The organism is Frankia sp. RB5 (genome assembly GCF_059816245.1).
On the sequence record NZ_JCBATA010000030.1, the window covers coordinates 62,190 to 81,323 of the forward strand.

Genomic DNA, 19,134 nt, shown 5'->3' on the forward strand with positions numbered 1-19,134 from the left:
GGCTCACGTCACGCTCGGGCAGGGCTGGTGGGGGTGGGGGCCTCGGTGAGTTGGATGGTGATGTCGGCGCCGGACTGGCCGACGGTGCGGACGCGGTGGGGGAGGCGGGCGAGGAAGTCGCGGAAGCGGCGACATCCGTAGTTCCGTTCGTCGAAGGCGGGGTCGAGCGTGAGCATCTTGTTCTTCACGGTGCCGGCGGTGGGCGTGTCGGTGGGGATGCTGTCGAACGCGCGGATGAGGAGCTGTTCGGCGGTGGTGATGTCGAAGACGGCTTCGACGGCGGCGCGGGCGGTGGGGTCGACGTCGGCGACGAGGGTGCCCCAGAACTTGTATTCGGAGCAGACGGCGACCAGGCGGGAGCTGGTGTTGGCTTCGGTGCCGACGCCGACGACGTGCTTGCCGAACTCGCGGAGCCGGTGGACGAGAGGAGAGAAGTCGCTGTCGCCGGTGACGAGGACGAAGACGGCGACGGCGGGGTGGGTGATGAGGGTTTCCATGGCGTCGACGGCCATGCGGACGTCGGCAGCGTTCTTGTGGGCGGCGCCGAAGCGGGCGATCTGGACGAGGTCGACGCCGTTGGTCGCGAGAGCCTCCTGGTAACGGCCGAACTGGTACTGGCCCCAGTCGGCGTAGGCGCGGCGGATCGAGGCGTTGCCGTAGCCGCGGCACAGCCAGGTCAGGGCAGCGGTGGGGACTGGGTCCGCGGCGTGCCCGGGTAGTCCGCGGCCGGCGCCGAGGACCAGGTTCTCGAAGTCCACGAACAGCGCGACCTGGGACGGGGGAGGAGAACCGGCGACGCGTCCTGGGCTGGTGTTGTCCCCGACCTGGGCGGCCGGGTCGAAAGGCTGCGTCACGGCGACCTCATCCCCGTGGGTGGTGCGCTGGCCTGGCCAGCTCTCCCATGGCTGTCACGGTGTGCGTCTGGCTGCTATCAGGATCCCGTGGTTGGTTGTTGCTGTCCGACGATCGGACTGATCGATTGGGCGGGCAGGCGCGCGCTGGGGGTGTGGGGGAGGCGCCTGGGGTCGGGAAAGCCGAGGCTGGTGTAGCCGGGAGCGCGTCTGGCGAGTGAGGCGGCGAGCACGGCGGTGAGTTCGTCGTGGTAGTCGTGCACCTCGGCGGTGGTCTTGCCGTCATGGGACCGCAGGATGCGGCCGGCGTACTGGACGAGGCGTCCTTTGAAGGACACAGGGGCGGCGAGGAAGAGGGTGTCCAGCGCGGGGCAGTCGAACCCCTCGCCGGCATAGGGGCCGGTGGCCACGACGAGCAGGGGTGGTCCGCCGGGCTGTGGCTGGAGCCGGGCGAGCGCAGCGGCGCGGTCTGTCGCGCCCATGCCGCCGCGGAGCACGACCGGGTCGTGGCCTTGGTCGCGCAGCGCGTCGGCGAGTGCCGTGAGGTGGGCGGTCCAGGTGGTGAGGACCAGGCAGTGGCGGCCCTGGCCGAGCGCGGTGGTGACGTCGGCGATGATCTGGCGGGTGCGCTGGTCGTCCGCGATCAGGTCGCGGTAGATCCGGGTCATTCCGCCTGGGGCGGACGGGTCGGCGTCGCCGGTGTAGTGGTAGCCGGTGGGATGGACGCGGAGTACCGGTTCGGGTCGGCGGTCGGGGGCGGTGCCCGGCAGTGTGGGGATTCCGTCGCCTGCCGTGCGTGGGCCGCTCATGGTGTGGCGGACGGGGCCGAGGTGCAGGCTGATGAGGTCGTCGAGTTTGTCGCGCCGGTAGGGGGTGGCGGTCAGGCCGAGCCAGCGGCGGGCGGGGATCTGTTTGACGGCGTGGGTGAAGGCGGCCGCTGGTATGTGGTGGCATTCGTCGGCGACGACGAGGCCGTAGCCGGCGGTGAGCTCGGCGATGTCCTGACGGCGGGCGAGGGTCTGCAGGGTGACGATGTCGATGCTTCCGCGTAGTTTGCTGCGGCCGCCGCCGAGCTGACCGGCCTTCGTCTCGAGGAACTCGGCGATGCGGGTTCGCCACTGGTCGGCGAGCGTCTTGCGGTCGACGAGGATCAGCGTGGATGTCTGGTGGGCGGCGATGACCGCGCAGGCGATCACGGTCTTGCCGGACCCCGGAGGTGCGACGAGGACGCCGAGGTCGTGTGCGACCAGGTCGGCGACGGCGTCGTGCTGGGCGGCGGTGAGCGTGGCGGTGCAGGTGAAGTCGTGGGTGGTGCCGGCCGCGCGTTCGTCGGTGAGGTCCAGCTGGCTGCCGGCCTGCTCGGTCAGCGAGGTGACGGTGGGGAGCATGCCGCGGGGCAGGATGAGGGCGCCGTCTGTGGTTTCGTCGTGGTTGTGCAGGAACCGGGGGATGCCGTAGGTGGAGCCGCGCATCCGCTGCCGTTCGTGGAACAGGGGGTTGTGCAGGCAGGCGGCGTGCCGCAGGGTCGCGGCCAGTCCTGGGGTGAGTTCGGACTGTTCGATCCGGATGCCGGCGCCGAGCCGGGCGTGCAGGACGCGGGCGGCGGCGGGCCGGGTCGCGGTCGAGGTGGGGGAGACGAGTGTGGTCACCTCGCCGGCCACGGCGACCTTGCCGGTGCGGTCGATGGCCCGCCGGAGTTCCTGGGGCGTGACGCGGCCGAGGGTGGACAGGTAGGCCCACTGGTCGGGGTGGGGTTCGAGGGTGGCGAGGTCGAGGAAGACGGTTGCGCCGTTGCGCCGGGCCGGTTTGAACAGCGGTGCGGCGATCAGGTTGCCCATGCCGCCGGCGGGAAGCAGGTCCTGGGAGGGAAACAACCGGTCGTAGCTGGCCAGGCTCAGCCGGCCGCGGAGCGCCATCGCCTCGCGCAGCAACCCGGTGCCGAGGCGGCGGGCGGCCTCCGCGGGAACCGGCGAGGTGAAGAACACCCAGGCGTGCGCGCCGGTGCCGGAACGGGAGACCTCCAACGCGACGGGCATGCCGGCCGCGCGGCCGGCCTTGACGTACATCAGCGCGTCGAACATCGCCTCCGTGCCGTCGAAGTCCGCCGCGAGCCACGCGCACCGGTCGCCGTCGAGCAGCGGATACAGGCCGACGTGCACCTCTCCTGTCAGGTGGGCGGCCAGAACGTCCGCGGTGAGGGGGAGGTAGTCACGGTCCTCATGCCGGACGCCTTTGCGCCATCCTCCCCGCACCGCGGGGACCCAGCCCGATCGGCCGGTGCGCGAGTTGTCGAACCGGATCGCGTACACGTCGGTGCGGGCGGCGAACAACGCCCCGAAGAACGCCACCTTCGCCGCCGGCGGAGACTGGTTGTGCACCGGCCCCGGCGGCGCCTCGAACAGACCGGCCTGCGCCGGGCCGGGCGGCGCGGCCTGCTGCGGCGTGAGCTGGAGCAGACGCAGCAGGCGGGCGTTCTCCACCCGCAACCGCGCCAGCTCAGCGGCGACCTCCGCAGGAACCCCAGCCACGGTCACAAACTATCCACCTATGGCAACGGGACGTGACAGAATCGTTCTCCCGTTCGGTAGTCTCCGCCGTCGGGTCGATGGCTCGGTCCAGCGGGCGGGCCGACACGGTCGGGTGGGAGCGGCCGACGGGCCGTCTGCCGCGGCCGTGGATCTACCGGTCGCACCTTGATGCGGCGTCGAGACTGGCTCGGACAGGTTGGCGCTGTCGGCGGATACGGGAGTCGTGGAGGAAACAGTTCTGGCGTATGAACGCTACGCACTGGACCTCGCGAACGTGGTCTGCGACTGTTGCCCGTATGAGATCAACGGGTTCGGGGGCGCCGGGGTCGCGGTGGCCGCTGCGAGGGCGGGTGGCACAGGGGCCCGGACATGGGCGGATGCTGCGGTCGGCGCCAGCTGCGTTGGGAATCGGGTGGAGCCAGTCGCTGGCTGTCGCGGTGGCGCTGGTGTTCGTCGCCGTGACTGTCGTCGGATTTCTCACCTGGGTGGTCGGTAGTGACGCTCGCACCCGTCGACTGGCGCGGCTGCTTCGCTCGCGGCGTGGTGAGGGTCGATGAGCGCGGATCACGGTGAGCTGCTGGTATCTCGCGATGAGATCGCCTGGGCAGCAGGGGTGACGGTGCAGGCGGTCAGCACTTGGCGCCAGCGGCATGACGGTTTTCCGCCTCAGGTGGGTTGGAGCAGCCCGCTGCGGTTCTCCGCGGTCGAGGTCGCGGCCTGGCTGGACACGCGCGCGATCGACCGCCCGCGCCTGCGGCCGGAGGAAATGCCAGGTTCCACGTTCGGTGACCGCTTCCGCGCGTCGTTCCGGCTCCCCCCGGCGCCTGGTGCTGCACGCGTTCCTGTTCGGGACGTGGATACCGGGCGGTTGCTCTCCCCGCTGCGGCAGCAGATGTCAACGATCTGGGAGACCGCGAGCATCGGCAGCTGGGCGGAGCGTCTGTTGACCCTGGTCTGGCTGCGTCAGGTGAACCCACAGGACTGGGCCCCGCTGCGCAGCGCCTCGGCACGAGAAGCCCCGGCCCGCCTCGACGCGGTCACGCGGGCCGACCAGGTCCGCACCGGCGACCTCGCCGACCTCGTCGATGACGTCCTCGGCGGCCAACTGCCAGCCAGGTCGATCGCGCCCACGGTCAGGTCGCTGGAACAGGCCATCGGCAGGCTGCACCGAGGCGGGGTCACGGGTGTGGAGATCGCACCGGCCATCTGCCGGTATGCACTTGGGGAGGACGCTGGGGAGCGTGACCGGACCGACACCGATTTCGTCACCCCGCCGACCATCACGAACCTGGTCGCCGACCTGCTCGCGCCAAAGCTACGCGACCGGATCTACGATCCCTGTTGTGGCTCCGGTGAGCTGCTGATTGCTGCGGGCCTGCGCGCCCGTGGCGGGCAGACCGATGCTGCCGAGCCCGGACCCGTCCTGCTCGGCCGGGCCCGGGGCACCCACTCCTGGCGGATGACGCGGCTGATCGCCGGCATTCACGGGATCTCTGTCGACCTCGGCGGAGGACCGGAGAACCCGCTCATGCGGCACGGCTCGGCGGGAGGCCGGGTTTTCGACGTCGTCCTGACGAACCCGCCCTTCAACCAGTCGAGCTGGGGAGGAGAGTCCGTCGAGGCATCCCGCTGGGAGTTCGGACAGCCACCACGGCACAACGGCAACTTCGCCTGGCTCCAGCACTGTCTGTCACTGCTCGACGACGGGGGTCGCGCCGCCGTCTTCATGCCCAACAGCGCCGCATCCGGAACGGACCACCGGCAACGGCAGCAATGGGACATCCGCAGCCGCATGATCGACGGGGGGATGGTCAGCTGCGTGATCGACCTACCGAGAAACCTCTTCCATGCGACCACGGTGGGCGTGAGCCTCTGGATACTCGCCCGCCCCAGCAATCCTGGCCGCGACGAGGTGCTGTTCATCGATGCCAGCCGCATGGGGACCGGACCGGCCGCCGAACGCAGACGGGCCCAGCTCAGCGACGACGAGCACGCCACGATCGTCAGCGCCTACCACGAATGGATGGCGAACCCACCCGGCAGCTACAACGGGCAGGCCGGGACGGCGACTACCGCGACCCGGGATGAGATCAAGGCTCGCGAGGACCGGCTGGACCCCAAAGTCCACTTCCCGATTCTGCCGCTGCTCGTGCCAGACAGCGGGGACATCACACTGAAGATCGGCGAGCTGCGCGACGAGCTGACCGAGCTCCAGTGGCGCGCCCAGGTCGCGGACCTCGCGCTCGCCGAGATACTCATGGGGCTGACACCAGCTTCTACCACAGCGGACGGATGGCCGTCACTACCGCTCGGAGACGTGTGCGAGGTGAAGACTGGGCCGTCCGGCAACAAGCGGCTTCTCCGAAGCGAGCAGCAAGACGCTGTCCCGCTGCTGCGGCCCTCGGATATCAAGGCGCACCGCATCGCGACGAGCGGCCTCGACACGATCGACCTGCAGACGGCCCAGAAGCAGTTGACGCAGTACCTGCTGCAGCCGGGCGACCTGGTCTTCAGCCGGATCGAAGGCCTGGGATACCGGGCTGTCGTGGGACCCGGCCAGCACGGATGGGCGTTCGGAACCTCCCTGACGAGGCTGCGGCCCAGCGCCGACCTGAGGGCCGACTACCTGCACTACTACCTCGGGCAGCGCACGGTGCAGGACGAACTGACCCGCCGCAGCAGCGGGGCCGCGCTGCGCGCGATCAGCGCCGACAGCCTCCGCCGACTCACCATCCCCCTGCCGCCCCTCCACACCCAACAGGCCATCGTCGACGCCCTCGCCAGCTGCGACGACGTGACCGCGCTTCACCGCCAAATCGGCGAGGTCACCGCACGCCTTCAGGAATTGCTCGCCCCCCACCTCCTCGCCGGAGACCTACAACTGCCCCTTGGCGCGACCCATCCCAGCTGACCGCCGAGTCGCGCGTCAGGTCGCCGCGCGGTCGCATGGTTGCGCCCTGACGTCTCGCCGGGCGAACTCCCCACAGAGCGATGGCGCTGGGATGAGACGGCGGCCACTCGGGGAGGTCGACCCGGGGTCGGTCGTCTCAAGACTGCGATGCTCGGGGCATCCTGTTGCGGGGACGAAAACCGCGGATGTCATCATTGAGCCGTGAATCTTGGCGACGCTCTGCGGATTGCTAACACAGAAGTCGAGTTTCCGGGACGGAGCGACAAGGCGCTTGTCGAGCGGATTAAAGATCCCGGCAGGACCGCGGCTGTCATCGTCCCCGCAGCTGGACTCGACAATCCGGAAGCGCTGCCCCGTCTACGCCCCGTCGATGCGCTGCTCCAGCTCGCGGTCGCGACCCGACCTCGCTACCGACGTGACGTCCTCGGCATGTATCTGTGGTGGGGATTGCTGCGCTATCTCGGCTTCTTTGAGACCTCAAGCGAGGAGGCATCGGGCCAGAAGGCGTTGCGGGTCAGCCCCGCTGGACAGGCGATCGTCGGCCGCCAGCGTAGCGTCGCCTCCGAGGATCTCGGTATCGGCTTCGGTGTCCTCCTCGCCCGGCACTGGCTCCGCCACTCCGGCATCGCACATGGCGCGATCAACATCATCGATGTCGATGTAGCGCTTGAATCCTGCTTGCTCAAGCTCCAATCGAAGAGCGCAGGAAACAGATCGCGGCGTCCCGACTACCTGATCCACGCATATGATCCGTCTCTCGGGTGTCACTACGTCCGTGTTCTCGAATGCAAGGGCACGATCGACGGCAAGCGCGCCGACAAACAGCTTGCCTCCGCCGTGGAACAGCTTGGCGCCGCCACAGTCGCCGGCTGTGCCCGCACTGGCCTGGCGGTGAGTACCATCACGTCCAGCGATCAGGTTCTTTACAAGGCGCTCGAATGCCTACCTGTAGCTGACCCGAGCACGCTCGCAGATCCATACGGGCGAGTCGACGTGGGCATCTACCGGTCTGGCGACCCGATTCTCGGGGAACTCCTTGATCGGTCGCTGCGTGGCGCGCTGTCGACGCTCGCCGACTTCTGCGGAGACCCGGGCCTGGCCTCTCGTTGGGCCCCAGGGGATACGCGGGACCAGCCGCGTTCCGGCGGGGAGCCCGTCCGATACGAAACCCCGTACGGTTCCGCGCTGGGAACCAGCTTCCCGGTTCCCTTTGGTCTTCGGACTTTGTGGGTGACCTACGCGATCCGAGCGTCCGTCTACGAAGCCATGATCACGTTGGATCGGATGGAAGCGGATCGGGGCGAATTTCGCCAGATTGGGTCGGATCGGATCCAGCACGTCGTCGAGGCGCAGGCCGAGTTCGCCGAAGAGCAACACGCAGGCAGCTACTCGCCCTCTGCTAAAAGCTCAGACGACAGCGCCCATGCTGCCGCGCCTGACGGCTCCATTCTGCTGCTCACGCTTAAGGACCCCCGCGGGCAGTAGTCCGATCGTGTGTCGCTGTGGCTGGGCGAATCTGCGGATCGACCGGAGTGCTGGTGATCATGGGTGTCGTGGACGCGCTGCGAGTCAGGACACAGCCGATGACGTCGCCGATGGGGACGGTGTCGCGATGACGTGGGCGATGACGGCGGCGATGACGTGGTGGATGGTGCGGGTTCGGACCGTCGGGTGCCATGTCGAGTCACAGGTCTTCGGAGGCTGGTCGCGGGCGGTTTGAGCCGCGGGCGGTGGCGCTTCGGCGCTGGCAGCGGGATTGGGAGAGCTGGTCGGTCGGGCCGGAGGCGGCGGCGGGGCTTCGTCGCTGGTCGGGTGATCCGCTTCTGGCGGGGCACTGCGGGTCGGTCGTTGAGGTGCTGGCGGCGTGCGGTCGGGATCGGGCCGTGGCCGTGCCGGTGGCGGATGGGCGGCTGGCGGCGCTGATCGCGTTCGCCCGGGCGGGGGACCGGGCGGCGGCGCGGGTCGTGCTGGAGCGGGTGATGCCGGCGTTGACCGTGCAGGCCGCGACGAAGGCCCGTCGGGCACGTGGCGCGACGCACCTCGGACCGGCGGGGGAGACCACGGGGTTCGGTGAGGTGTTGACCGAGCTGGTGGGGGCCGCGTGGTTGGTGATCTGCTCGTTTCCGTTGGACCGCCGGCCACGCAAGATCGCCGTGAACGTGGTGTTGGACGCCGTCTACCGGGTGTTCGGATACCGGCCGCGGATCGAGCGGGCCACGGTTTGCTGGGACCTGCTGCCGGACACGCCGGTTGAGCTGGACGGACGACCGGCCGTCGGCTCGTTTCGCCGGGGCGCGAGCGCCGAGCTGCTCGACGTCCTCGCCGAGGGCGTCGCCAGCGGGGTGGACCCGGCCCAGCTGCGGTTGCTGGCGGACCTGGCGCTGGTCGGCCTGACCCAGACGCAGGTCGCGACACGCGCGGGGATCAGTGATCGCGCGGTGCGGCTGCGCCGGAACGCGGCGGTGCGCGCGCTGCGCGCCGCTCTTCTCCCCGAGCTGTCCCGTCTGGACGTCGTCGTCCGGGAGACCGACTCCGGAAGCGGGGCGTCGTGACTCCGCCGAGCGAGTGGGATGGCAGTTGGCTGGCCAATCCCAAGGCGCTGGTCCTGGTTGCCATGGTCGCGCCGCTGGTCGGCGGGGTGTGGGCGGGCGCGCAGGTCGCGGCGTTGTTGTTCGGGGCGCACGCGCCGATGTCGGTCGGCCCGGGTGCGACGATCCTGGCGATACCGCTACTGGTCCTGCACTCCGACGATCCGGCGCTGGCCTGGCCCGCGGATGAGCGGTGGGTGCTGCCGGGACCCACCGGCTACTGGTTCGGGACCGCGCTGCCGGTGGCCGGGGCGCTGCTGGTCAGCGCCGTGCTGTATCTGCTGCTGCAGGGCGAGGTCGGGGTGGCGCGGCGGCGGCGGATGGGGCTGGATCCGGAGGCGCGGTTCGCCCGGCTGTGGGAGAGCGCGTCGATGTGGGTCCGCCGGCCGACGCGTGGCCGGGTGATCCTCGGCCGGGCCCGCTACGGCCCGGTCACCAGGCTGCTCGCGACCGAGGACGCATCCCTTCCGGTGGATGAGTCGGTGCCGCGGCTGCTACGGCGCGCGGTCGTCCGGCGTCGTGGGGATCGGGGTGCGGTGCTGGTCATCGGCCCGTCGCGGTGCGGGAAGACGGCGGCGCTGGCGGTGCCGGCGATCCTGGAGTGGGAGGGGCCGCTGATCGCCCTGTCGGTGAAGAACGATCTGCTGGCCGCGACCATCCGCCGGCGGCGGGCGTTGGGTGAGGTGCGGGTCTTCGACCCGACCGGGATCACCGGACAGGTGGCGGCGTCGTGGTCGCCGCTGGCGGAGTCCGTGGACCTGGCGGGGGCGCGGCTGGCGGCCCGGTCGCTCGCGAACGGTACCGACTGGACGTCGTCCGGGTCGGACATGAGCTTCTGGACGGCCGCGGGGGAGGACCTGCTCGGGCTGCTGTTCTGGGTGGCGGCCACGGCCGGGCTCGGCATGGGCGCGGTGGTCGGCTGGGTGACGGGCATGGATCGCGACGGCGTGATGCGCTTCGCGCAGGCGTTCGCCCGCCACGCGGACCCGATGATCAGGGCGGACGGCGAGCAGGTGCTGGCCGGGTTGACCGCGGTGTGGAAGACGGACCCGAAGCAGATCTCGTCGATCTTCCTGGTGGCCCGTCAGATGGTCCGCCCGTGGCAGGAGCCGTCGGTGCGCCGCTCCGCGGACGGTTCCGACATCGACCTGGACTGGCTGCTCGACGAACAGCCCGACACCCCGATCCCCACCATCGGAGACGACCCTGTCGACGAACCTGACCTGCTCGCGGACCCCCATCAGCGACGCGCGAACACCGTCTACCTCTGTGCGGACCTCGACGGCGCCGAGCGGTTGGCGCCGGTGCTCGGAGGCCTGATCGATGATCTGATCCGGTCGGTGTACGCCCGGGTCGGGGCGACGGACCGTCCGCTGGATCCGCCGCTGCTCGTCGTGATCGACGAGGCGGGGAACTGGCCGATGAAGAACCTGCCCGGCCGTATCTCCACCTGCGCGGGCATGGGCATTCAGCTGATGCTCGTCTACCAGTCGAAGTCGCAGATCGACGCCGCCTACGGCAACAAGGCCGACGTGGTCGTGTCGAACGCGGTCACGAAGGTCTTCTTCTCCGGGCTGTCGGACAAGTCAACGCTGGACTACGCCGCCTCCCTGCTCGGGCAGGAACACATCGTCGCGCGCAGCGTGTCCAGCGACAACGCGCCGGGCGGCGGACGGCAGGGCATCAACGACGCGCCCACCAGACTGGAGCTGCTCCCCGCGCACCTGCTGCGCCAAGTCCTGCCCGGCCAGGCGCTGCTGCTCCACAACACCCTGCCACCGATCCACCTGCACGGACGGTACTGGTTCCGCGACCCGGCCCTGCGCGCGCTGGCCAACGGCGAGCCGGACCCATGGCAGGACCAGGGCGACGTCCGCCGCCCGTGGGCCCTGTATCCGCAGAGCCATTCGACGCTGGCCGCAACGATGAGCCGGGCGTGGCGACGCTGGCATGACCGGCGCGGAGCCGGTGGATGATCGCCGTCATCGCGACCGCCTCGCGGCCTGCGAAGCCAGTGCTTGGGTCGCCGGAGACCGGGTTCTGGACGCGCCGCTGGATGTCCACTGCCGTAGTTCACCGTGCCGGTCTCGCGCATCCGGCGCGAACCTCCACGCTCCCCCGGACGCGGTTCGACGTGCCCCGGGCGGCGAGCGACCCGCACGGTGACAGCCACCTCAGTGGCGACCAGGGGCATGGTCGAGATCGTGATGGCCGCCGGCGGGTTGTCGGGGTGGGGACGCCGTCGGGGGAGTGGCTGATCGGCCTGGACCCGGCGACCCGGCTGTGCGTGGCCGTGCACCGGCCGACCGAGCCGAACCGTGCGCTGTTCGACATCGCGGCGTACACGGTCACGGCCGCGTCGAGCTGGGAGCTGGAAGCGGCGCTCGGCGTCCCGTTCGGCGAGGACGTGCATCGGGCGCTGCGCGCGCAGACCGTCACCATGCCGCTGGGGGTGATGGTCGGCGATGTCCTGGTCGCGGCGCGAGGGGCGGATCGACCGAGCATCGACGAGTCCCGGGCACCGCGGGCGTCGGATCTGGTTCGCGTGCCCGGGGCACCGCCGTGTACCTACGCAGCGTCGCTGGCACGGTCGGACGTGCTGCTGCGGTGGGAGCAGGGCGGTCTCGAGGATCCCTCCAGCGTCTTCCGGTTGGACGTCGTCGCGGCCGGCGAGGTGGTGCGCGACGGCCGGCGGGAGCTGGTCTACCGGTTGTCGCTGAACGGCCAGGTGTTGGCGGCCGGCGACGACATCGAGGTGCCCGCAGACCTTGAAGTGCGCAGCAGCAACACGATCCGTGGGCTGATCGCGATGCTGACCAGCCCCGACGACGACCTGCCCCTGAATACAGGTCAGGAGACTGTTCTTCGCCGCCGCGACGAGCTGCTCAGCCTGGTCGCGGAGAACCCGGGGCCGTTCCGAGCGGGCGAGCGGGTCGAGGTGCTGCTGCCCGACGGGCGGCTGCTCACCGGCACGGTCGCCTTCGCGGTCCCGGGCAGCGACGGGACGGCACGGTCCTACCAGTGGATACCTGACGCCGCCTGGCCTCTGGGCGGCCACGGCGGCCCCGGCGGAAACGTGCGTGGCGGATTCGTGAGTCCCGCGTTGGCCGTGCGCGCCAGCCTGCTGCCTGCGCCACCCGTCCTCGGCGCGCACCCCGACGAGCCGCTCGCCTCTCCGTCGGGTCCCCTGCCGTCCGGGTCGTCGCTGCCCATTGCGGATCTTGGCCCTGGCGTGCCGGAGGTGGGCGGGTGAGCAGCCGCGACTCCGAGGACCCGCGCGCCTACCGGGCGTTCGCCGCCGACCGCGCGCCGGTGCGGATCACGGTGCCCAGTGGCTGGTGGCGGTTCCTCCCCACCAGGGAAGCCGACGGTGCCGGCTCCGTGACCGCGCAGCTGGTCCGCTGGAACGCCGACAACGCATCGGCTGACCTGGTGGTCACCGCGGTCCGCCGCACCGTGTGGGACCTCGAGCAGACGCTCGGGTTCCGGCTCCCGGCGACGGTCGAAGGACTGCTGCACCATGGCCAGCCCCGCGATGATCTGGTGCTGCCCTGGCCGGACGGCGGCTGGCGGGCCGCCCAGGGCCAGCTGCTGGTGGACGTCGGTCTCGACCCGGCGGACCAGCCATGGCGGGCCAGCTGGGTGAACGCCGGCGGATTTCAGACCACCTATGGCCGGAGGATGCACTCCGACCGGCCCCTGCGTTCCTGGCAGCACGAGCCTTACATGGTCGAGATCGTCGGCGCGTACCGCGACAATCCGGTCCTCGACTCTGAACCGCTACAGCTCACCTACCGGATCTGCCTGGGGGACAGGGTTGTCTTCGCCGGCGACGACGTCACGATCCCGTCGGAGCTGGCTGGCGGGTCGGACGACGCTGTCCGTGAGGTGATCCGCCAGGCTCTCGATCGCCCGCGCGATCCCCGCGACCTGACGTACGTGCAGCAGAGCTTCCTGGACGTCCAGCGGGAACGCCTGGCGCTGCGGACCCTCGGCCTGGCCCCGCCGTATTCGCCGGGCAGCCGGGTCCGCGTCGACCTCCAGGGTGGGATGGCCGCGACGGGAGTTGTCCGCGGCCCGGTCGTGCGGAACGGCCGGACGACGGGCTACCTGTGGCGCCCGGACGTCGCCGACCTGCCCGGCCATCCCGGATACCGCAATCCCGACTACCTGCGGTACGCCGAGGGCACGCGGGTGCGGGACACGTTGGCGGCGAAGGACACCGCGATCGAGGGCCAGGGCGGGCCAGTCGTCCTCACCTTCGGTGCGACCGTCGCCTCCGTCGACGATCCCCGCTTCGACCGTGGCCGGGTCCTGCGCGCGGTCGACGACGATGGACTGCTCGTCTACGACGTCGAGCCCGACAACAACCGCGGAGCCTCCTACCGGCTTGACGTCGACGACGTGATTCCGCTGAGCGGCACCGCCTGGCCGACCGTCGACCGGCTGCTCGAAGCGCGTGCGGCGGCGGGCGTCGCGCTGGTCCCCGGCGAGATTCTCGTCACGCTCCGTGAGATCGCCATGATGCCCTACAGCGGACGCATGGTCCCGGCGGCTCTCGTCCGCCAGGAGCTGCACTCTCCCGACCGGCTCCTCGATCCCGACACGCCGTCCGCCGCCGTCGACGTCGTCCCAGCAGACGGACTCCCCGGCCATCTCCCCGCCCTGGATCCGTTCGGCACCGCGGAGCCGCCGCCTCCGAGCCTTCCCGAGCTTCCCGACACGCCGGACTTCGACTCGTGGGGGGACCTGGATCTGTGAGCACACCCCCTCCGGCCAGGTCCCGGACGGCCGATCTTGCCGGGCCGCGACTCAAGGTGGCTCGCCTGCACCCCAGCGGGCTGCTCCTCGACATGCCGATGACGCCCCCACCCGGCGCCGCGGTCCACGTGGCCACCTTCTGGCCCGAACCGACCGCGGCGAACGGATGGGCGTTCGTGTACTGGGAGCGCGGGCCGCACGGCCGCGGGGTTCAGCTTCCACAGATCATCGACCTCGGCGACGTCGTCGGATTCCGAGCGGTCACCCGACCTCAGCTCACCGTCGAACCCGCGCCGGCCGCCGAGCCGAACGTGTCACCGCCGTCCGCCGTCCACGTCGTCGACTGGTGGGGGTACCTGCACGCGGTCGAACGCGGAGCGCTGGTCCTGCACGGCCCGCACCCCACCCTGCCCGCCGCCTACGCCGCCGCCCAGCACGCCCTCGCCGCCCAGGTCTGGTCCCAGGGAGCGGAGAATGCCGCGGCCAACCGCGGCCCGGCGGGCAGGCTCGACACCCACCCCGGGAGGGACCACGCCTGGCGGGAACCCGCCCAGCCGCCCGCATCGGTGTCGGTGACCTGGCACGGCGATACCGCGACCGTCAGCGATCCCCGTTATGGCTGGCTCCACGTCGACTCCGACGACCTGGCCGCCGCGCTGACCCTCCGTACCGACGACCTGCTGCGCGCCCTGCGGCCGCTGAACCTCGGCGTCGACGGCAACGAACCCCCCGCCACCCTCGCGGCACTCGCCGCCCTGCACCTGCCCGACCTACCCACCATCCACACGTCCGCGCCGCCGCGCCCACCATCGCCAGCCCCCTCACCGTCAGCCCCCTCGCCGGCCGCGCCGCCACCGCCAGCGCCGTCGGCGGCCGCTCCGCCGCCCACCGGACCTGACCTGGACGGACCACCATGACCACCCCCGAGCCCGCCTGGGACGTCAGCGTCCTCGCCCGCCCCATCGTTCTGCGCGTCCCCGTGCAGCTTGACGGCGATCCCGACCCGATGATCGTCGTGGCCGCGTGGGCGGTCGAACGCCATCTTGCGAGGGCACAAGCAGCCTCCCGGCTTCTTGCCTGGCTCGCGCACCGCGGAGTCGTGGCGCTGCGGACCGCCGGCGTGGTCTTCGAGGTACGTGAGCTGGCGGACGGCTGGCTCCTCGTGCACAGCGGCGCCGAACCGGAACCCAGGGAGCTGGCCGCCGCCGCGTGGATCCGCGCCCACCGACTCGCTCGTGACCGCGCGGCCACCCAGTCACCCGGCACTCCGGACAGCTCATGAGCGGCGACGACACTCCACCGCCGGGCCGAGCCGTCTCGCGTGACGCCGACAGCACCGAGTTCGGGCGGCGTGACCACGGTTTCTTCGACCGTCAGGGTGGCCCGCGCGGGCAGCGGGACCTCGCCCGCGCCCGGTCGCCGTGGACAGGCACCAGACCCCGCCGCGTTGGCGCCAGTACGGTCCACGACCGCACCCTTGGTCTCGGCCAGGTGGCGAGCATGTGGCCTGCGCACACCCCGCCGGCGCTCACCCGCCAGCGGGACGTCCGCCGCCGCGCCACCGACATCATCAACGAGCTGCGCCGCCTCCCACGCCCGACCCCGCTGCGACCGACCGCGCCGCCCGCGGCGCTCCTCGCCTTACTTCACGAGACCGCGGCGGCGACACGGGGGCAGCCGGCCCGCGCGCAGCTCGCGGCCATCCACCGCATAGCCCACGACCACCATCTGGATCCCAGCACGCTTCTCGGGGTCGCGCACGGCGTGGGCACCCTCATCGCCCGCGGCCTGGGCGCCACCAGCGACAGCCCTCGCACCGGGCGGCGGGCCGCCGACGCCCGCGGAAGACCCAGCCTGGACGCCCTGTCCCGGGCGAACCTCCCGCTGGCGCTCGACACCTATCTCGCCCGCGCCCACCTGCGCGACATCGCAGCGTTCTCGGACCCCGACCTTCCCCGCCTCTGGATGGTCGCGAACGCGCTGCGCCACGGGATCCCCGTCGAGGCGATCCTCACCATGCCCGCGACGGTCCACGGACCCGACGCCGCCCTCCAGCCCGAGCGCACCGACCTCCTCGGCTGGCACGGCATCCGGCACGCCCTCGGCGACCTGGACGCCACCGTCCGCACCGCCACCGAAGGCCGCCGCTGGCTCGCCCGCGCCGGCGCCGGACGCGGCGGCAGCGACGCCGTCCTACTCGCCCTCGGCGTCCTGCACACCTCGCACCCCACCCTCGCCGCACAGCTCGCCCTGCGCGGACCCGGGAACCTACGCCTCGCCGACCTGCGCGAACTCGGCCGCCGTTTCCCACCCCCAGCCCACCCCGTCGACCTCACCGACACGGCCTTGAAAGCGATCTGCGACCGCAACGGATGGCTGCTGGGAACCCCCGACGAACGCCACCACCGCGAAGTCGTCGAACGCGCCCTCCCCGCCGCGATGACCGACGAGGTCCGCACCCGCCTCGCGCACGGCGACGGCACCGCCCTCGCGGACGCGCTGCACCGCGTCGCCCCCTCGGACGTCGACCTCGACGCCCGGACCTTCCGCTGGGACCCGGCCGCCGCCGACGCCACGCAGGTACGGCAGCTCCTCGGTGAAGCCTCCCGCGAAGCCCACGCCCAATTCGCCGGCTGGCCTATAACCCCGCACCCCAGTCGCGCCGTCGCCTTCCTCGTCCGCTTCCCCGACCGCGTGCTCCGCCGAGCACTCGTCGTCGACCCCGAGCGGCTCCGCCTCCCCGCCACACCACGAGCAGGCCCCCACCCGACTCCGCCCTCGCCGCAGGTCAGCTCTGCGGCGCCCCTGGATCGTCCGGAGTCGGCGCCGGTCGACGACATCCGGCGGACACCACCTCGGGCAGCGGTGGACATCACGCCGCTCGAACTGCGGCCCTGGCCAGGGCCGGCACCGCCAGCCCTCTGATCACCACGGCCGACCAGTCGACCGAGCGCAGCCGGCCGCCCTCAGGCCCGCTGGCGATGTCCCGTACGAACATCACCCCTCCGGAAGAAGATCCATGAACCCGACGGCTTCCCCCGACAGCCTCCGACGCCTGCCCCTCGTCCACGACCTGCCCTCCACGGCGCCGTTCTTCGGCATCGGCCGCACCCTCGCCTACGAACTCGCCCAGACAGGGGAGTTCCCCTGCCCGATCCGCCGCTACGGCCGCCTCTACCGCGTGCGGACCGCCGACATCCTCGACACCCTCGGCCTCGACCGACCCGCCTGGGCCGCCTGGCACACCGCACGGCTCCAACGCCTGCCACCCGTCGTCGACCTCCCCAGCGCGGCGAAGCTGTTCACCATCGGCCGCACCCTCGCCTACGACCTGGTCCGCGCCGACGAGTTCCCCTGCCCGGTCCGCCGCTACGGCCGCCTCTACCGCGTCCGCACCATCGACCTGCTCGACGCCCTCGGCCTCAATGCCGCCACGGAAACCCCGCCGCCGTCCCAGAACCGGCGGCAGCCCGCCCCACCGACGGAGATCCGCCCACCGGACCGCCTACCGCCCGGCCGAGCACGGCGATGACCCGGCACACCTCGACAGCGCCGAGCGATGCGTGAACCGCTCACCTACGGCACCCTCACCAACGAAACAGCCCGCATCGCCACCGCAGCCGCCACCCGCCCACCACGACCCAGCGCCCGCCTGAGCGACATCCTCGACCACGCCGACGGCATCGGCCGCCTGTTCGCCACCGCCGGCCGCCACAGCAAACTCCTCGACGCCCCCTTCGGCGGCCGAGGCCGCCTCACGCCCTTCGTCAACCGCCTCGTCACCACCACACTGATCGCCGACCAGCTCTACGCCCAGCCCACCCCCGGCCGCACCCCCTGGCACCGCGCCGCCGACACCCTCGGCGCCGCCCACGACCTGCTCGCCTCCCACATCGACCGCCACGGAGCCCACCAAAGCCTCGACGCCGTCCTCCTCGGCGACCCCGTCGCCGTCCGCGGCGCCATGACCCGACTCACCGACATCACCCTCGCCGCCGCCCTCGGCGCCCGCGCCATCCCACCCCTACTCGCCCCGTTCCAGACGAACGCCCCCGCCGTCATCCCCGCCGCCCAGATCCTCACCCGGCTCGCCGCGCTGGCCAGCCCCATCCGCATGTCCCGCGAACACCTCGACCGCACCGGCGACCACACACTCGACCTGCTCGGCCCGCTCCTCGGCGACCCCGCCGCACCCCCGCTCGAACGCACCATCCACCACCTACGCCGACTGCTCCACCAGCTCAGCCAACCCGACGCCCTCATCAGCCACCAGGCCCTCCTCGCCCTCAGCCACCTCGCACTCGGCATCAGCGACCGCACCCACACCCTCACCCGCCGCGCCGCCACCCTCACCCGCGGCCCCACCCGCGCCCGCCTCGACCGCGCCGGCGAACAGGCCGCGCAGACCGCCCGCACCTGGCGCACCATCCGCACCGCCCTCGGCCAGACCACCTCCCGCGGCATCGACGGCCACCAGCTCCCCGACCTCGTCCGCACCCTCGGACGCTCCCTCTCCGGCACCACCCGCCTCACCCCGACCCCCACCCACCACGACCTACGCCACGCCCTCGACGGCATACGCCGCGCCGCCCTCCTCCTGCCCGAAATCGCCGAACGCAGCGGCCTCGCCGCCCAGAACCTCGCCACCCACCGGGCCCTCCTCAACCCCACCGGCACCCTCGGCGGAGGCGACCCGATCAGCGACCACGAACAGACCTGGCTCACCGACGCCTACCGCACCGCCACCCGCGACGGCGCAGCCACCATCACCCAACTCCTCCGCCTCCCCGGCACCTACCCCCACCACGACCGCGCCCAGTACCTCATCCAGCGCCACCTACCGGAGGCCGTCGACGAACTACCCGGCCTCCACCGCACCGACCCCGCAGCCGACGCCGCCACAGCAGCAGGCCCAGCCTGGCGCACCCCCACGCTCACCGACACCGCTGACGGCACCCTTCACCTCCATGACCCCCGCCACGGCACCCTCCACGTCAACGCCGCCGCCCTCTCCGCCGCCGTCACCCAATCCCCACACACCCTGCGCCGCATCCTCTCCGACCACCCCTGGATCACCCTCGACGGCACCGAAACCCTCATCACCCTCGCCGCCCTCACCACCATCTACGCCCCCGACTCACTCAAGATCGATACTGGCAGCGGGCCCGGCCTCTCGTCCACTCCAGAGCAGCCCGTCCCGAGCCACCGGCCACCTGACGCCACAGCAGGACCACCCGCTCTCGAACCCTGATGGGGCTGGAGCATCCCGGGGGAGCCAACTGATCGGTGCACATGGCCGTCGTGATCGAAAGCACTGCGCAGCGTACCTAGGGCCGGTCGGAAACGTACAGATCGGTCTGTACTATAATGAGCATTTTCAATGTTATTTTACGTGAATTGCGGGAATGTTCCGTCGCGCGCGTTTAAGAGAAAGTCCGGCGAACCAGCCGGAGAGTGGAAGTTGTCCGACTACTGTCCGTCCAGGCGGGAGAAAT

Annotated in this window: 13 protein-coding genes; 11 read left to right on the plus strand and 2 right to left on the minus strand. The window is 71.4% G+C overall.

Going from position 1 to position 19,134, the window contains the following annotated elements; all coding sequences use genetic code 11:
• Nucleotides 1-8: 8 nt before the first annotated feature.
• Both AC6EXY_RS17480 and AC6EXY_RS17485 read right to left on the minus strand, forming a co-directional pair.
• Nucleotides 9-854, minus strand: a complete 846-nt coding sequence (locus AC6EXY_RS17480) for an NYN domain-containing protein (protein ID WP_499818333.1) — start codon at nt 852-854, stop codon at nt 9-11.
• A gap of 77 nt (nt 855-931) precedes the next feature.
• Nucleotides 932-3,385, minus strand: a complete 2,454-nt coding sequence (locus AC6EXY_RS17485) for a TOTE conflict system archaeo-eukaryotic primase domain-containing protein (RefSeq protein ID WP_499842368.1) — start codon at nt 3,383-3,385, stop codon at nt 932-934.
• Between the two features lie 547 nt (nt 3,386-3,932).
• On the opposite strand from AC6EXY_RS17485, the gene AC6EXY_RS17490 reads away from it, so the two are divergent.
• From AC6EXY_RS17490 to AC6EXY_RS17540, 11 genes are all read left to right on the plus strand, one after another.
• Complete coding sequence (locus AC6EXY_RS17490; protein WP_499818331.1) at nt 3,933-6,290, plus strand: N-6 DNA methylase; 2,358 nt, start codon at nt 3,933-3,935, stop codon at nt 6,288-6,290.
• A gap of 201 nt (nt 6,291-6,491) precedes the next feature.
• Nucleotides 6,492-7,775 carry a hypothetical protein gene (locus AC6EXY_RS17495; protein WP_499818330.1) on the plus strand — a complete coding sequence of 428 codons (1,284 nt, stop codon included), beginning with the start codon at nt 6,492-6,494 and terminating at the stop codon, nt 7,773-7,775.
• A 398-nt stretch (nt 7,776-8,173) separates the two neighbouring features.
• A complete protein-coding gene (locus AC6EXY_RS17500; protein WP_499818329.1) occupies nt 8,174-8,842 on the plus strand; it encodes a hypothetical protein in 669 nt (222 codons plus the stop codon).
• Nucleotides 8,839-10,854 carry a type IV secretory system conjugative DNA transfer family protein gene (locus tag AC6EXY_RS17505; protein WP_499818328.1) on the plus strand — a complete coding sequence of 672 codons (2,016 nt, stop codon included), beginning with the start codon at nt 8,839-8,841 and terminating at the stop codon, nt 10,852-10,854. Before AC6EXY_RS17500 ends, AC6EXY_RS17505 begins: the two co-directional genes overlap by 4 nt.
• A gap of 254 nt (nt 10,855-11,108) precedes the next feature.
• Nucleotides 11,109-12,131, plus strand: coding sequence for a hypothetical protein (locus AC6EXY_RS17510; RefSeq protein ID WP_499818327.1), 1,023 nt, complete (start codon nt 11,109-11,111; stop codon nt 12,129-12,131).
• Nucleotides 12,128-13,639: a hypothetical protein gene (locus AC6EXY_RS17515; protein WP_499818326.1), complete on the plus strand. Its 1,512-nt coding sequence runs from the start codon at nt 12,128-12,130 to the stop codon at nt 13,637-13,639. The genes AC6EXY_RS17510 and AC6EXY_RS17515 overlap by 4 nt, the downstream gene beginning before the upstream one ends.
• Complete coding sequence (locus AC6EXY_RS17520) at nt 13,636-14,556, plus strand: hypothetical protein (RefSeq protein ID WP_499818325.1); 921 nt, start codon at nt 13,636-13,638, stop codon at nt 14,554-14,556. The genes AC6EXY_RS17515 and AC6EXY_RS17520 overlap by 4 nt, the downstream gene beginning before the upstream one ends.
• Nucleotides 14,553-14,921: a hypothetical protein gene (locus tag AC6EXY_RS17525; protein WP_101833159.1), complete on the plus strand. Its 369-nt coding sequence runs from the start codon at nt 14,553-14,555 to the stop codon at nt 14,919-14,921. The genes AC6EXY_RS17520 and AC6EXY_RS17525 overlap by 4 nt, the downstream gene beginning before the upstream one ends.
• Nucleotides 14,918-16,564 carry a hypothetical protein gene (locus AC6EXY_RS17530; protein ID WP_101833160.1) on the plus strand — a complete coding sequence of 549 codons (1,647 nt, stop codon included), beginning with the start codon at nt 14,918-14,920 and terminating at the stop codon, nt 16,562-16,564. The genes AC6EXY_RS17525 and AC6EXY_RS17530 overlap by 4 nt, the downstream gene beginning before the upstream one ends.
• A gap of 94 nt (nt 16,565-16,658) precedes the next feature.
• Entirely contained in the window at nt 16,659-17,171 is a 513-nt protein-coding gene (locus tag AC6EXY_RS17535) for a DNA-binding protein (RefSeq protein WP_243407783.1), read from the plus strand.
• 27 nt (nt 17,172-17,198) lie between these two features.
• On the plus strand, nt 17,199-18,890 hold the full coding sequence (locus tag AC6EXY_RS17540; RefSeq protein WP_499818324.1) for a hypothetical protein: 1,692 nt from the start codon (nt 17,199-17,201) through the stop codon (nt 18,888-18,890).
• Nucleotides 18,891-19,134 lie beyond the last annotated feature (244 nt).